This window comes from Mycobacterium sp. IDUB_39, assembly GCF_055419205.1.
Genome location: NZ_JBVAXF010000001.1, coordinates 625,106 through 639,295, shown reverse-complemented (window position 1 = coordinate 639,295; position 14,190 = coordinate 625,106). Strand labels below are relative to the sequence as shown.

The 14,190-nt window shown below is 66.8% G+C and carries 17 protein-coding genes; 12 read left to right on the top strand and 5 right to left on the bottom strand.

Translation table 11 applies throughout. From position 1 onward, the window contains the following. The first annotated feature begins 23 nt into the window (after positions 1–23). Positions 24–413, top strand: coding sequence for a VOC family protein (locus ACZY0X_RS03140; RefSeq protein ID WP_463768129.1), 390 nt, complete (start codon positions 24–26; stop codon positions 411–413). A 12-nt stretch (positions 414–425) separates the two neighbouring features. On the opposite strand, the gene ACZY0X_RS03135 is transcribed toward ACZY0X_RS03140, so the two are convergent. Both ACZY0X_RS03135 and ACZY0X_RS03130 read right to left on the bottom strand, forming a co-directional pair. Further along, positions 426–929 (bottom strand): ClbS/DfsB family four-helix bundle protein, encoded by a 504-nt coding sequence (locus tag ACZY0X_RS03135; RefSeq protein WP_463768128.1) that lies wholly within the window; start codon positions 927–929, stop codon positions 426–428. A gap of 66 nt (positions 930–995) precedes the next feature. Further along, positions 996–1,451, bottom strand: a complete 456-nt coding sequence (locus ACZY0X_RS03130) for a hypothetical protein (protein ID WP_463768127.1) — start codon at positions 1,449–1,451, stop codon at positions 996–998. Between the two features lie 30 nt (positions 1,452–1,481). Between ACZY0X_RS03130 and ACZY0X_RS03125 the strand changes: the two genes are divergently transcribed. From ACZY0X_RS03125 to ACZY0X_RS03100, 6 genes are all read left to right on the top strand, one after another. Next, positions 1,482–2,003 carry a mycothiol transferase gene (locus ACZY0X_RS03125; RefSeq protein ID WP_463768126.1) on the top strand — a complete coding sequence of 174 codons (522 nt, stop codon included), beginning with the start codon at positions 1,482–1,484 and terminating at the stop codon, positions 2,001–2,003. Next, positions 2,000–2,572, top strand: coding sequence for a phosphatase PAP2 family protein (locus ACZY0X_RS03120; RefSeq protein ID WP_463768125.1), 573 nt, complete (start codon positions 2,000–2,002; stop codon positions 2,570–2,572). The genes ACZY0X_RS03125 and ACZY0X_RS03120 overlap by 4 nt, the downstream gene beginning before the upstream one ends. Before the next feature lie 9 nt (positions 2,573–2,581). Next, positions 2,582–4,111, top strand: coding sequence for an aldehyde dehydrogenase family protein (locus ACZY0X_RS03115; RefSeq protein ID WP_463768124.1), 1,530 nt, complete (start codon positions 2,582–2,584; stop codon positions 4,109–4,111). A 79-nt stretch (positions 4,112–4,190) separates the two neighbouring features. Next, positions 4,191–5,054 carry a polyphosphate kinase 2 gene (gene ppk2, locus ACZY0X_RS03110; protein ID WP_463768123.1) on the top strand — a complete coding sequence of 288 codons (864 nt, stop codon included), beginning with the start codon at positions 4,191–4,193 and terminating at the stop codon, positions 5,052–5,054. A 55-nt stretch (positions 5,055–5,109) separates the two neighbouring features. Further along, a complete protein-coding gene (locus tag ACZY0X_RS03105; protein WP_463768122.1) occupies positions 5,110–5,958 on the top strand; it encodes a hypothetical protein in 849 nt (282 codons plus the stop codon). Positions 5,959–6,040: 82 nt separating this feature from the next. Next, complete coding sequence (locus ACZY0X_RS03100) at positions 6,041–7,030, top strand: DUF2889 domain-containing protein (RefSeq protein WP_463768121.1); 990 nt, start codon at positions 6,041–6,043, stop codon at positions 7,028–7,030. Here ACZY0X_RS03100 and ACZY0X_RS03095 read toward each other — a convergent pair. Both ACZY0X_RS03095 and ACZY0X_RS03090 read right to left on the bottom strand, forming a co-directional pair. Further along, a complete protein-coding gene (locus ACZY0X_RS03095) occupies positions 7,010–7,909 on the bottom strand; it encodes a crotonase/enoyl-CoA hydratase family protein (protein WP_463768119.1) in 900 nt (299 codons plus the stop codon). The genes ACZY0X_RS03100 and ACZY0X_RS03095 overlap by 21 nt on opposite strands. Positions 7,910–7,953: 44 nt before the next feature. Continuing rightward, on the bottom strand, positions 7,954–8,283 hold the full coding sequence (locus ACZY0X_RS03090) for a hypothetical protein (RefSeq protein WP_463768118.1): 330 nt from the start codon (positions 8,281–8,283) through the stop codon (positions 7,954–7,956). A gap of 68 nt (positions 8,284–8,351) precedes the next feature. Here ACZY0X_RS03090 and ACZY0X_RS03085 point away from each other — a divergent pair, with 68 nt between their 5' ends. Continuing rightward, positions 8,352–9,401, top strand: a complete 1,050-nt coding sequence (locus tag ACZY0X_RS03085; protein WP_463768117.1) for an NAD(P)H-dependent amine dehydrogenase family protein — start codon at positions 8,352–8,354, stop codon at positions 9,399–9,401. 4 nt (positions 9,402–9,405) lie between these two features. Here ACZY0X_RS03085 and ACZY0X_RS03080 read toward each other — a convergent pair whose 3' ends face one another. Beyond that, entirely contained in the window at positions 9,406–11,433 is a 2,028-nt protein-coding gene (locus tag ACZY0X_RS03080; RefSeq protein ID WP_463768116.1) for a prolyl oligopeptidase family serine peptidase, read from the bottom strand. Between the two features lie 48 nt (positions 11,434–11,481). Between ACZY0X_RS03080 and ACZY0X_RS03075 the strand changes: the two genes are divergently transcribed. From ACZY0X_RS03075 to lpdA, 4 genes are read left to right on the top strand one after another with little or no spacing between them, the layout of a single operon-like run. After that, positions 11,482–11,985: a DUF779 domain-containing protein gene (locus tag ACZY0X_RS03075; protein WP_463768115.1), complete on the top strand. Its 504-nt coding sequence runs from the start codon at positions 11,482–11,484 to the stop codon at positions 11,983–11,985. A gap of 28 nt (positions 11,986–12,013) precedes the next feature. Continuing rightward, on the top strand, positions 12,014–12,292 hold the full coding sequence (locus tag ACZY0X_RS03070) for a putative holin (protein ID WP_463768114.1): 279 nt from the start codon (positions 12,014–12,016) through the stop codon (positions 12,290–12,292). Beyond that, complete coding sequence (locus ACZY0X_RS03065; protein WP_463768113.1) at positions 12,285–12,758, top strand: hypothetical protein; 474 nt, start codon at positions 12,285–12,287, stop codon at positions 12,756–12,758. Before ACZY0X_RS03070 ends, ACZY0X_RS03065 begins: the two co-directional genes overlap by 8 nt. Positions 12,759–12,788: 30 nt before the next feature. Continuing rightward, a complete protein-coding gene (gene lpdA / locus ACZY0X_RS03060) occupies positions 12,789–14,183 on the top strand; it encodes a dihydrolipoyl dehydrogenase (protein ID WP_463768111.1) in 1,395 nt (464 codons plus the stop codon). Positions 14,184–14,190 lie beyond the last annotated feature (7 nt).

The window sequence follows — 14,190 nt, the reverse complement described above, 5'->3', positions numbered from 1 at the left end:
CACCCACATGCCACGATGGATCGATGATCGATCACTTCGGCATCAACTGCAGCGATTGGGAGAAGTCGAAGGACTTCTACGACAAGGTTCTCGGCGTGCTCGGTTTCACCCGTCAGATGGATTACGGCGTGGCCATTGGCTACGGCGTGGACGGCCATCCGCACTTCTGGATCGGCGATGCGTCGGCGGGTGACGCCGCGGGTCCCAATCGCGAGGTGCATATCGCGTTCGTGGCGAAGGACCCCGAGGCGGTGCAGACCTTCTTCCACACCGCGGTGGCGCTGGGAGTGGAACCACTGCACGAGCCCAGGCTGTGGCCGGAGTACCACGCGAGCTACTACGGCGCCTTCGTCCGCGACCCCGACGGCAACAATGTCGAGGCCGTGTTCCACGGCGGCGGCCCGAAGGGTTAGACCCTTCCCGGGTCAGAGGTTGTTCTCTCGCAGCCAGGAGCGGATGCGTCGACGAGCGTTGGCATACGGCGACGACGTGTTGAGCTGGATCATTCGCCCTGCGGTGTACTTGTCGTACCAGGGCTTCCCATACAGGTCTTCATCGCTCATCTTCAAGACCAGAGAGAGCACACGGGACTCAGCTGCAGTGAAACGGTCGAGCAGTTCGGTCCAGCTGAGGCTGGCGTAGTCGCGGTAGAACTGCTGCGCTAAATCCCCAAGTTGATTCCAGTTGTATCCGGACGCTGGGAATGAGGGCTCAACGCCTGCGTTGCGTTGCTCATGCCACGTCAGTATGAGTTCGTTCCATCCGAGTAGATAAGCCAGAAGATCCGCTGGACTCATAAGCGTGTTCGCCTTGTGTCCTGGCAGAGATTTCTCGCGGACCTGTTCGGCCGGCACTCGCCCGAGGTCGCGCATCAACTTTTCGTACTCGCCGGTGATGGCATGCACTAGCTCTTCCTTTGAAGACGGCACAGCCAAAGTCTGTTTCCCTTCCCAGCAGATCAGATCCTGTCTCAGGACTTGCAAGTCGCATGACTCTCACGCAATGTTGCGCGGGGTACGGCGCCAGCCCACGAGCAGCAGTACCAGCAGAGCCAACCACGCGATGACACCCACGCCCGTCGACACCTTCGCAATGAGCTCGCTGACCCCGAGCGCGCCCTCGCCGAACCATCGGCTCAGCACCGACTCCGTCCGGCCTGCGTCGTCGAAGTCCGCGATCGCGAAACCGAAGGCGGCCATCGCCAGCCATATGACGATCTGTGCGGCGGCCTGGCCGGACGTCAGCCGGATTGGACGGCCGGGTTGGCGATACGCCAGAACCGTCGTCAGCCCGAGCAGCACCACCAACGCCGGTACGACCGTGACCATCATGATGATGAACATCCAGCCCCACTCCACGCCGAATAGGCCGCGCCCCAGCCACACCCACGCGATGAGCAGCACGTTCAGTGGAATGCTGCACCACAGCACCGAGTTGCGAAGGCGATCCATCACCGCACCGTAGGCGTAACTTTGGCGGACATGGCGCAAGTAAACATCGACGCGGCGCGCGAACTGCTCCGCGACTCCTTCACCCGGCTCATCGAGCACGCCGACGACATCACCGACGGACTGACCGACGCGGTGTCGTCGTACCGTCCGACACCGGAGGCCAACAGCATCGCGTGGCTGCTCTGGCATAGCGCGCGTGTGCAGGACGCCCAGCTGTGCGATATCGCCGGGACCGAGCAGGTGTGGCTGCGCGACGGCTGGGTCGACAAGTTCGCCCTCGATCTCCCGCGCGACGCGCATGGCTACGGGCACACGCCCGAGGAGGTCGGCAAGGTTCGTGCGTCGGCGCAACTGCTGGCCGGCTACTACCACGCGGTGCACCGGATCACGCTCGAGTTCGTCGCGGGTGTGACGGCCGAGGAACTCGAGCGCATCGTCGATCAGAACTGGACCCCGCCCGTCACGGCAAGTGCCCGCCTCGTCAGCATCATCGACGACTGCGCGCAGCACCTCGGTCAGGCGGCCTACGTCAAGGGCATCGCGCCTGAATGAGGCAGGTCCGATGGTGGCCGTTCATCGCGCTGCCGCTGATGGTGTTGCTGGGGCTTGCGGTCGGCACGGAATCCACCCGGGTCGATGACTGGTTCATCCGGACCGGCGACGCCCATCCGGCGCTGGGCTGGCTGCTGTTCTTCACCGCGGGCCTGACGCAGGCCGTCGTGCTGGCGATCGGCATCGCTGTGGCGGCCTACCGGCGACGCGGGCGGCTGGTCGTGGTCATGCTGGGGGCGCCGCTGGTCGCCATGGTGGCGGTGCGCCTGGTCAAGCCGTTGTTCGGCCGCACCAAGGGCGGCGCGCTGGCCTATCCCAGTGGTCACACCACGCTGGCCGTGGTGGTGATCTGTCTGCTGGTGGTGCTGGCCGGTGTCACCGCGTGGGTGGTGGCCGGTGCCGTCATCGCTGTGTTGCTCGGCATGCTGGGCCAGTCGTTCACCTACCACTACTTCACCGACACCCTCGGCGCTGTTCTGCTCGGAACGGCCGTGGTGTGTCTGGCGGTCTGGGCGGCCGGACTTGACAGGTGTCAACCCGAGTGCGACGTGGATCACAGCTGTGGTTAACATGGGGCCATGACAGCAACGCCCGAAGTTTCCGCGCCAGGTTCCGGCCTCCCGGAGGGCGCCATCCTCAACCCCGCCACAGGTGCCGTCGCAGGCACCGTGCGCTGGACCGACCCGGCCGACGTCAGCCGCATCGCCGCAGGCCTGCGCGTCGCCCAACGGGAATGGGAGGCGCGGGGCGCCGCGGGCCGAGCGAAGGTGATGGCGCGCTACGCCGTCTGGCTCGGTGAGCACCGCGACGAGATCGAGTCACTGCTGATCGCCGAGACCGGCAAGTCCGCGACGGACGCCGCCCAAGAGGTCCCGCTGCTGATCATGATCGCGTCGTACTACATCAAGACGATGGAGAAGGCGCTGGCGCCGGAGACTCGGCCGGCACCGCTGCCGTTCCTGTCGATCAAGAAGATCGCCGTGCACTACCGGCCGCGTCCGGTCGTCGGGATCATCGCGCCGTGGAACTACCCCGTCGCCAACCTCCTGATGGATGGCATCGCCGCGCTGGCCGCGGGCTGCGCCGTACTGCTCAAGCCGTCGGAGCGCACACCGCTGACCGCCGAGCTGCTGCTGAAGGGTTGGCTCGACTCGGGTGCGCCTGAGGTGATGGCGATCGTTCAGGGCGCCCGCGAGGCCGTCGAGGCCGTCGTCGACAACGCCGACTACATCCAGTTCACCGGCTCCAGCGCAACGGGCGCGAAGGTGATGGAGCGGGCCGCGCGCCGGCTCACGCCCGTCAGCCTCGAACTCGGCGGCAAGGATCCGATGATCGTGCTCGAGGATGCCGACGTCGATCTGGCAGCGCACGCCGCGGTGTGGGGTGCGATGTTCAACGCTGGCCAGACGTGTGTGTCGGTGGAGCGGGTCTACGTGCTCGACCAGGTGTATGACCAGTTCGTCGACGCCGTGGTGCGCGACGTGAAGAACCTGAAGATGGGCGCGGGCGAGGGCCACGACTTCGGCGCGCTGATCGACGACAGTCAGGTGGCCGTGACCGATCGGCACGTCGCCGATGCCGTTGCCAAGGGTGCCAGGGCGCTCACCGGTGGGCAGCGCCACGAGGGCGTCGGGAGCTTCTACCCGCCGACGGTGCTCGTCGACGTCGACCACTCGATGCTCTGTATGACAGAGGAGACGTTCGGCCCGACCCTGCCGATTATGAAGGTGTCGAGCGTCGCCGAGGCGGTGCGCCTGGCCAATGACAGCCCGTACGGGTTGAGCGCGTCGGTGTTCTCGCGTGACATCGACCGGGCAAAGGATGTTGCGCTTGAATTGGATTGCGGCGCAGTGAATGTCAATGACGTGATCTCGAACCTGATGTGCACCACGGCCCCGATGGGCGGGTGGAAGACCTCAGGCATCGGCGCGAGGTTCGGCGGCGCGGACGGTGTGCGCAAGTTCTGTCGTCAGGAGGCCGTCGTCGTGCCGCGGACCACGGTCGGCGCGGGCGGGAACTACTACAACAACTCGCTCAAGGCGCTCAAGCGGATGAACACGCTGATGACCAAGCTGGCACTGCGTCGACCGAGGCGGGTCGCCAAGTAGTCGCCGGGTAGCGCACGGCACCGTACGTTCATCTGGCCGTCACCCCCGTGTATGCGGGGGTCGATACGTTGCGCCGGTGATGTTGGACGGTTCTGCCCTCGATGACTACACCGTGCGCGACGACGATGACGATGATCCCGTGCTGCTGGTCCGGCGCACCGGCGAGGTCGTCGACACCTGGCGCGAGGGTTACCCGTACGACGAGCGGATGAGCCGCGACGAGTACGAGCAGCAGAAGCGTCTGCTGCAGATCGAACTGCTCAAGCTGCAGAAGTGGAGTCAGGCCAACGGGCACCGGCACGTCATCGTGTTCGAGGGTCGCGACGCCGCAGGCAAGGGCGGCACCATCAAGCGGTTCATGGAGCACCTGAATCCGCGCGGTGCGCGCGTCGTCGCGCTGGAGAAGCCAACTGAGCGGGAACGCACGCAGTGGTACTTCCAGCGCTACGTTCCGCACCTGCCCGCGGCGGGGGAGGTCGTGCTGTTCGACCGGTCCTGGTACAACCGCGCGGGCGTCGAACGCGTGATGGGGTACTGCTCGCCCAAGCAGCACGCGGAGTTCATCCGGCAGGCGCCGCTGTTCGAGCAAATGCTGGTCAACGACGGCATCAGCCTGACCAAGCTGTGGTTCTCGGTGACCGCTGCCGAGCAGCGCACCCGCTTCACCATCCGCCAGGTCGACCCGGTCCGGCAGTGGAAGCTCTCACCGACCGACCTCGCGTCGCTGGACAAGTGGGAGGACTACACGGCGGCCAAGGAGGACATGTTCGCCTGGACCGATACCGAGGCGGCACCGTGGACCGTGGTGAAGAGCAACGACAAGAAACGCGCCAGGATCAACGCGATGCGCTACGTCCTCGGTAAGTTCGACTACGACAACAAGGATCACGAGGTGGTCGGCCGCGCCGATCCGCTCATCGTGGGACGCGCACTGGCGGATTGAGACCCGGCACTGGCCATCGGCTCGCCGGCTCGCGTCCAGGAGAGGAGGACGCGCCGTGCGGTTCGTGGCTGCGCTCCTCTTCTGGCTGCTGACGACGGTGGCGCTCGCGGTGGCGGTGCCCGCGATGTGGGCCCAGCACAACGTCGTCGACGAGGGCGGCTACGTCGCGCTGGCACAGGCCGCGGCCACCGAACCGCCGCTGCAGAACGCGATGGCCCTGGAGCTGACCGACCAGCTGGTGAACCTCGCGGGGAACAGCGGCTATGACGTGACCCCCGATCTGTTGCGCGGTGCGGCGACGAATTACACGCGCAGCGCCGCGTTCCCCGGCCAGTTCGCGACGGCCAACCGGATCGCCCACCGGTGGATGTTCACCGATGTGGTGTCGCAGTCCGATGAGTCGGGGCGCTGGGAGATCGACCTGTCGCCGATGCTCGCCGATCGCTCGTTTCAGCAGACCCTGAGTGACTTCGGCATCAGCGCGCCGTCGACGCTGACGGTGCCGTTGACGGAGAACGTGTCCGATTCGCTGCGGCCGGGACAACTGCGCCAGCTGTCCACATGGGGTCCGTGGGCGAGCGTCGGGGCGGCCGTCCTGGCGGGCGTTTTCGCGCTGCTGACGCTGGCTGTTGCGCGGCGACGGGGTAAGGCCCTTGCGGCCCTGGGGGTTTCGGCGCTGGTGGTCGGTGCAGCCGGTTGGGCGGCCATCGAGGTGGGACGCCGCTACATCGACAAGGCGCTCGATGCCACCTCGGGCGGGATCCGGCAGGTCGCTGACGCGATGGTCGGTCACGCCGTGGACAGTCTGCACCTGTGGCTGAACCTGACGTTGGCCGCGGGCGTCGCGCTGGTGGCGTTCGGGGTCGTCGTGGCGATGCTCGGCGGGTTGCGCCGGCGCGACTGACTTGGCTTGTTGCGCGGCCGCGTGCGAAGAACGCTTAGCCAAGCTTGCCATTCGTGACCGCGACTGTCAGTCTCGTTGGACCATGCCATTCCTCACGGACGTCGGGCCGCAACAGCCGGTGACCACGACACCGTCACTCGTGCCGGGCGCACTTCGGCGGATCAGTGTCATCGACACTCATCAGACTGAACCCGGGGGATCGGACGTCACCCTGCGGGGCCGCGACGTGGTGGCGCGCGCATCAGGCGTCGAGGTGCTCGACCATGTCGAACTGCGTGCGCATCTCACCGACCGCGTCATCGACGCCATCGACATTGTCGACGTCATCGACGACGGCCGCCTCACTGAGCTGACGGGCAACCGCGTCGGGCCGGGGTTTCGCTCCGCGGTAGCGCGAGTCGTACCAGCCGACGCGGCGCGCGCCAGCCTGCTGCACCTGCTGCTCGACGACTGGGCCGGTGCCGCGCTGGTATCCGGCTACGCACTGATGGCCCAGGCGGCAACGCGAGGCGACGAGGAGCGGCTGCCCGTCAGCGTCACCGACAACCTGGCCCCGATCTGCGCGGGCTTCGCCCAAGACGCCTTCATGGTCACCTACGCCCAGAGCAACGGGGTCATCCCCACGGTGCGCGGCCCGGTCGCGCCGGCACTGGACGCGCTGCGCGACGTCGAACCGCTGCGCCCGCACGGCATGCGCCGACACCGACGCATCGACCTGCAGCCCGGCGATGCCGACTCGGCCGAGTTCGACGCCCACTTCCGCGACTCGCACGTCGACGGTGCCGGGATCGAGACCATCCTGCACGAGTACACCGTGGCGGGCGTTGTGGACGTGTCTGCCCGCACCGTCGTGTCGGTCGATGCGAGAGTGCACGTGCTGCCATGGCAGGAGTGCCCCAGCGCGATCACCAGCGCGCTGCGCATACGAGGTATGGCGCTGTCGGATCTGCGTCACCGCATCAAGGGTGAGTTGGTCGGCACCAGCACCTGCACCCACCTCAACGATACGTTGCGCTGCCTGGGCGACCTCGACGCCCTGCTGGAGGCGAGGCTAGGGCTCGATGACGTGTGACGGGTCGGGCCTGCGCTCCGGCGGCGCCTGGCTGTAGTCGCCCCACGGCCCGTCGCGGCGCTGCACCGCGGCGCGCACACCCTCGGTTGCTGCGACGTCGATGAACTCGAGCGCGTCGGGAGTGTTGCGCATCAGCCCGTCGAGAATGCCGCCGAGGGTCTGGGTGGACGCCAACCCCATGTTCTCGTAGGCCTGGTTCACGATGAGCTTCTGAGCCTGCAACTGCGACAACGGGATTCGGGCCAGCATGCCCGCGACCTCGGCGACGCGGGCCTCCAGGCGCTCGAACGGCACCGACTCGTTGATCAACTCGGCCGCCGCGGCCTCGACACCGGTCAGCGGTTCCCCGGTTAGCGCGTGCCACTTGGCCTTCGCCAGGCCGAGGCGGTAGATCCACATGCCGGTGAGGTAGGCGCCCCACATCCGGCTGTACGGCGTGCCGATGACGGCGTCGTCGCTGGCGATGACGATATCGGCGCACAGCGCGTAGTCGCTGGCCCCGCCGACGCACCAGCCGTGCACCTGGGCGATCACCGGTTTTGATGCCCGCCAGATCGCCATGAACTTCGGCGTGGGTCCCGTCGAACCTGACGACACCATGGCGAAGTCCTTGCCCGGATCCCAGCGGCCGTCGGTGTTCATCGCGTCGCCCCATTGCGCGAAGCCGCCGCCGAAGTCGTAGCCGCCGGAGAACGAGCGCCCCGCGCCGCGCAGCACGATCACCTTGATCTCTGGGTCGCGCTCGGCCAGGCTGACCGCCGCCTCGATCTCGTCGGGCATGGGCGGCACGATCGTGTTGAGGTGGTCGGGCCGGTTCAGCGTGATGGTGGCCACCGGCGACTGCGCCTTGTAGAGCAGGGTCTCGAAACTCTGGGCCATGACTGAAGTCGAGTCACTGCCGGACCGGAAGTCAAGAACCTCCGCTAGAACCGGTCACCCCGCGGAGACGGGTCCGGCCCACGGTGGGACGGGTCTGCGGCCCGGACCTCCCCGCCAATCTTGATGTTCGGTGTGCGGAAGTACGCCCACCCGACCATGAGGACTACCGCCATCGCAACGAACGCGATGGAACTCTGAAGATCCGGCAGGCCCGCGGCGAACAGCACCGGGATCGCAACGGCCGTCGCAGTCCAGTAGATGCGGCGCTTCACCGCCCGCTTCGGCAGCCGGCTCGTATCCCAGCCCGGCACCACGAGTCCGACGACCAGAAGCGCCAGACCGACGTAGAAGAGGATCAGGGACGTGGTGCTCATGGCTCCACTCTATGGCGGTTCGACCAACCCGCCCAACATGCCGTTGGTATTACCGTAAGTTCGTCGGCATGCTGCGTGTCATTCAGTGGGCCACCGGAACCGTAGGCCGCCACGCGGTCGCCGCGGTGCACCGTCATCCCGACCTCGAACTGGTCGGGGCATTGGTCTACGGCGAGTCCAAGGTCGGTCGGGACGTCGGGGAGGTCTGCGGCATCGGCGAAATCGGTGTCACCGCAACGCGTGACCGCGACGAGATCATCGCGCTGGACGCCGACTGCGTGCTGTACATGCCGCAAGGCGAGATGAACCCGATGGGTGCACTGCGGGACATCTGTGCCCTGCTCGCGTCGGGCAAGAACGTCGTATCCACGGCGGTGACGGCGCTGATCTATCCCGTCAGCATGGGGCAGGGCGTGGTCGACAAGCTCGAGGCGGCGTGCGCCGAGGGGAGCTCGTCCTTCCACGCCACGGGTATCGAACCCGGTTGGGCCGCAGAGGTTCTGCCGCTCACGATGTCGAGCCTGTTCAGTCGCATCGATTCGCTGCTGGTGCAGGAACTACTGGACTACAGCACCTATGGCAGTGCCGACATGCTGTTCGACATCATGGGCTTCGGCAGGGCACCCGATGCGCCGGTCCCGCTGGCCGATCCGGTGCTCGCCGGCTCGACGTTCAAGGCGTCACTCATGCTGGTCGCCGACGGCCTCGGCGCCTCGATCGACGACTTCGCCTACGACCGCCGTGTGGCCGTCACCGCCGAGGCCTTCGACGTCACGGCCGGGCGGATCGAGGTGGGCACCGTCTCGGCGCAGCGGTTCAGCTGCTCCGCGATCATCGGCGGCCGACCCGCGCTGACCATCGAGCACATCACCCGCCTGCGCGAGGACCAGGCTCCGGACTGGCCGACCGGACGCGGCTGGAAGGTGACCGTCGAGGGCAGTCCCTCGATGGTGCTCGAGTCGCGCATCGCGGCCCATGGTGAGGATGAGACGGATCAGGGCTGCCTCGGCACCGCGATGCATGCCGTGCACGCCATCGCACCGGTATGCGAAGCGGCACCGGGCATCCGGACGTTCCTCGATCTGCCGACCATCATCGGCCGAGGCGTTCTGAGCTGAGCCTCTACTCGCCCAACGTGCGGTGCAGGAACTCGTAGATCAGCGCTGACCGGAACGCGGTCTGGGCGTTGTCGGCGGCGCCGGCGTGACCGCCTTCCACGTTCTCGTAGTACTGCACCGGGTGCCCGGCGGCCTCCAGTGCGGCGGTCATCTTGCGGGCGTGCCCGGGATGCACCCGGTCATCGCGCGTCGACGTCGTCATCAGCAGCGGGGGATACCGTCGGTCAGCCGAGATGTTCTGGTACGGCGAGTATTCCGAGATGAACTCCCAGTCGTCCGGGTTGTCGGGGTCGCCGTACTCGGCCACCCACGACGCGCCGGCCAGCAGCAGGTGGTAGCGCTTCATGTCGAGCAGCGGAACGCTGCACACCAGGGCGCCGAACAGGTCGGGGTACTTCGTCAGCATGATGCCCATGAGCAGTCCGCCGTTGCTGCCGCCCTGGGCGCCGAGCTGATCGACGGTCGTGATGCCGCGCGCGACCAGATCGGCGGCAACCGCGGCGAAGTCCTCGTGCACCAGGTGTCTGCCCTCGCGCATCGCCTGCGTGTGCCACCGCGGCCCGTACTCACCGCCGCCACGGATGTTGGCCAGCACGTAGGTGCCGCCGCGCGACAGCCACAACCGGCCGAGCACACCGCCATAGGCCGCGGTGCTGGAGTTCTCGAATCCGCCGTAGCCGCCGAGCAACGTCTTGCCGGGGCCGCTCGCGCTGCGATGCCCGACCACGAAGTACGGGATCATCGTCCCATCGGCCGACGCCACGAAGTGCTGGTTCACCTCGATGTCGGAGGCGTCGAAGAACGCAGGCGCGCTCTTGATCTCGGAGAGTTCGTCGCCGACCCGGCCCCACAGGAGTCGCGACGGCGTATCGAATCCGCTTGAGTCCAGGAATATCTCGTCACCGTACTCATCGGCCGCCACCACCACGGTGTTGGTGTTCGGCGGGATGCCCTCGACGGGCTCGCGTGTCCAGGTCCCTGGGGTGACCACCTCGATGCGGCTCGCCACGTCCACCAGCGTCACCAGAATCAGCCGGTCACGCGTCCAGGTGTAGCTCTGCAGGCTGGTGTGCTCGTCCGGTTCGAAGACAACAGTGAGATCGGCCGTGCCGGAGAGGAATTCCTCGTACTTGGTGGCCAGAAGCGTGCCGGTCGGGTGTGTCGTGCCGCCCACCGTCCAGTCGCTGCGCGGCCGGATCAACAGCCACTCGCGGTGTATCGACGTGCCGGCATCGGTGGGGACGTCGAACTTGAGCAGCTCGCCGTTGCGCAGTTCGTAGCGGTCACGATTGAAGAAGTCGAGTGACCTCGAGATCAGCAGCCGCTCGAACCCCGGCGTCGGGTCGTAGCCAGCGCCGACACTCACGTCGGAGACCTCGCCCTCGAACACCGTCTCGGCGTCAGTGAGGGGCTGACCCCGTCGCCACCGCTTGACGACGCGCGGGTAGCCGGAGTCGGTCAGCGAGCCCGGTCCGAAGTCGGTGCCCACGATCACGGCATCGGCTCCCTCCCAGCCGATATCGGTCTTCGCCTCCGGTAGCTCGAATCCGCTCGCAATGAATTCGCGTGTCCGCATGTCGAATTCGCGGACCACGGTGGCATCTGAACCGCCCCTGGAGAGACTGATGAGCGCACGCGTCAGGTCCGGCTCGATGACCTCGGCGCCGGCCCACACCCAGTTCTCGCCATCGGCCTCCGCGAGCGCGTCGACATCGATGACGACGTCCCAGTCGGGCTCCTGAGAGCGGTAGCTCTCCAACGTCGTGCGCCGCCACAGGCCGCGAGGGTTGGCGCCGTCACGCCAGAAGTTGTAGAGGTGCTCGCCGCGCCGCCGCACGTACGGGATGCGGGCGTCGGTGTCGAGCACCGCCAGGGCCTCGGAGCGCATCTGTTCGAATCGTTCGCCGCCGAGCTCGGCCAGGGTCGGCTCGTTGTGCTGGGCCACCCATGCCAGAGCGTCATCGCCGGTGACGTCTTCCAGCCAGAGGTAGGGGTCCTGGAGGTTGGGGTCGGTATCAGCGCTTGGATCCACGGTTCCATTGTGGCTATCGGCGGTAATCGTGCGGCGATAGGGTGAGTGATGGCCGTGCCGAGCAGAGCACTCATCACCGCGCCCGCCGCTGAACTCCTGCGTCGACTCCAGGACAGACATGGCCCGCTGATGTTTCACCAGTCAGGCGGCTGTTGCGACGGATCATCGCCGATGTGCTACCCCGATGGGGACTTCATCGTCGGTGACCGCGACATCCTGCTGTCGATTCTCGATGTGGGCGACGGCGACGGCGTACCGGTGTGGATATCCGGGTCGCAGTTCGAGGCGTGGAAGCACACCCAACTGGTGATCGACGTGGTCCCCGGCCGAGGTGGTGGGTTCAGCCTCGAATCGCCCGAGGGTATGCGGTTCCTGTCGCGCGGACGCGCGTTCACCGCGGCCGAGAACGCGCTGCTCGACGAGCACCCACCGGTCACCGGGAGACGATTCGAGGCGGGGGAGCGACCGGTCGCAACGGGCTCTCACATCGTCGCCGAGGCCGTGGACGCCTGCCCGATACCGGCGGGACGCGCCGCGCAGGTGCACGACTAGCGGCGACGCGCGGAGTTACCGTGAAGAGGTGATTCCGCTCCCACGGGCGTGGCTCCTGACCAGTGCGATGCTCATCGGCGTCGCCACGGGCATGGTCGCGGGTGTCGCATCGAGTGCGCTGGTGACGGCGACCATCCGACCTGACGTCGTCATCGGACTCGTCGTCGGTGTGCCCAGTGCGGCCGGCATGCTGCTGGTGCTGTTGTCGGCTCGCCGGTGGGTGACGACGTTCGGTGTCGTCGTCCTCTCGATGGCCCCCGGCTGGTTCGGCGTGCTGGCCGCGATCGAGGCGGTCTCCGGTGCCTGAGCACGCGGTGGGCGAGCCGACTGGGAACTGGACGCCGCTCTTCGACACCGACGCGATCGAGGCGCAACGCGTCGAGGCACAACCGATCACCGCCACCGAACCGCCCGGCGACAGTCCGTCCGAGCCGATTCCCGCGTTCGCACCGCCCGAGGTGGTGCCGGGCACCTACGCCTACGTCAAACGCTGGACCTTCGTGCTCGTGGTCGCCGGGGTGTGGATCGTCGGCGCCGGGATCGGGGTGGCGCTCTACGAGTGGTGGTTCTCCTCGGTCGACAAGACGGCACCGGTCTTCGTGGTGTTCGTCTATGTCGTCGCGTGCACGGTTGCGAGCCTGCTGATCGCCATGATCGTCAACAAGCCGCTGCTCGCGGCGCTGGCGGTCGCGTTGATGTCGGCACCGCTGGCATCAACGGCCGCCGCAGGGGTCCTCTACGGTGCCTACGTCTTTGACTGGTTCGGCCGTTAGCGCCGCCTCGTCGCCCACTAGGCTGGGGGCGTGACTCACTATGACGTCGTCGTAATCGGAGCAGGTCCCGGCGGATATGTCGCGGCCATTCGCGCAGCGCAGCTGGGCTTGACCACCGCCATCGTCGAACCCAAGTACTGGGGCGGCGTCTGTCTCAACGTCGGGTGCATCCCGAGCAAGGCGCTACTGCGCAACGCAGAGCTGGCGCACATCTTCACCAAGGAGGCCAAGCAGTTCGGCATCAGCGGTGAGGCGAGCTTCGACTTCGGCGCCGCCTTCGACCGCAGCCGCAAGGTTGCCGACGGCCGCGTGGCGGGCGTGCACTTCCTGATGAAGAAGAACAAGATCACCGAGATCCACGGCTACGGCAAGTTCACCGACGCCAACACCGTGACCGTCGACCTCAATGACGGCGGCACGGAGACGGTGACATTCGACAACGCGATCATCGCCACCGGAAGCAGTACCCGGCTGGTGCCGGGCACGTCGCTGAGCGAGAACGTCGTCACCTACGAGAAGCAGATCCTCACCCGTGAGCTGCCCGGCTCAATCGTGATTGCAGGCGCGGGCGCGATCGGCATGGAGTTCGCCTACGTCCTGAAGAACTACGGCGTCGACGTCACCATCGTGGAGTTCCTGCCGCGTGCACTGCCCAACGAGGACGCCGAGGTCTCCAAGGAGATCGAGAAGCAGTACAAGAAGCTCGGCGTGAAGATCCTCACCGGCACCAAGGTCGAGTCGATCGACGACGATGGCACGCAGGTCACGGTCAAGGTCAGCAAGGACGGCAAGACCGAGGAACTCAAGGCCGACAAGGTGCTGCAGGCCATCGGCTTCGCTCCCAACGTCGAGGGCTTCGGGCTGGAGAAGGCCGGCGTCGAGCTGACCGATCGCAAGGCGATCGACATCGATGACTTCATGCGCACCAACGTGCCCCACATTTACGCCATCGGCGACGTCACCGCCAAGCTGCAACTGGCACATGTCGCCGAGGCGATGGGTGTGGTGGCCGCCGAGACCATCGCCGGCGCCGAGACTCTGCCGCTGGGCGACTACCGGATGCTGCCCCGCGCCACGTTCTGCCAGCCGCAGGTCGCCAGCTTTGGGCTCACCGAGGAACAGGCCCGCGCCGAGGGCTACGACGTGAAGGTGGCCAAGTTCCCGTTCACCGCCAACGGCAAGGCACATGGTCTCGGCGACCCGAGCGGTTTCGTCAAGCTGATCGCCGACGCCAAGTACGGCGAGCTGATCGGTGGCCACCTCATCGGGCATGACGTCTCCGAGCTGCTGCCCGAGCTGACCCTGGCGCAGAAGTGGGATCTGACGATCAACGAGCTGGCCCGCAATGTGCACACCCACCCGACCATGTCGGAGGCGTTGCAGGAATGCTTCCACGGCCTGGCCGGCCACATGATCAACTTCTGATCTGCCT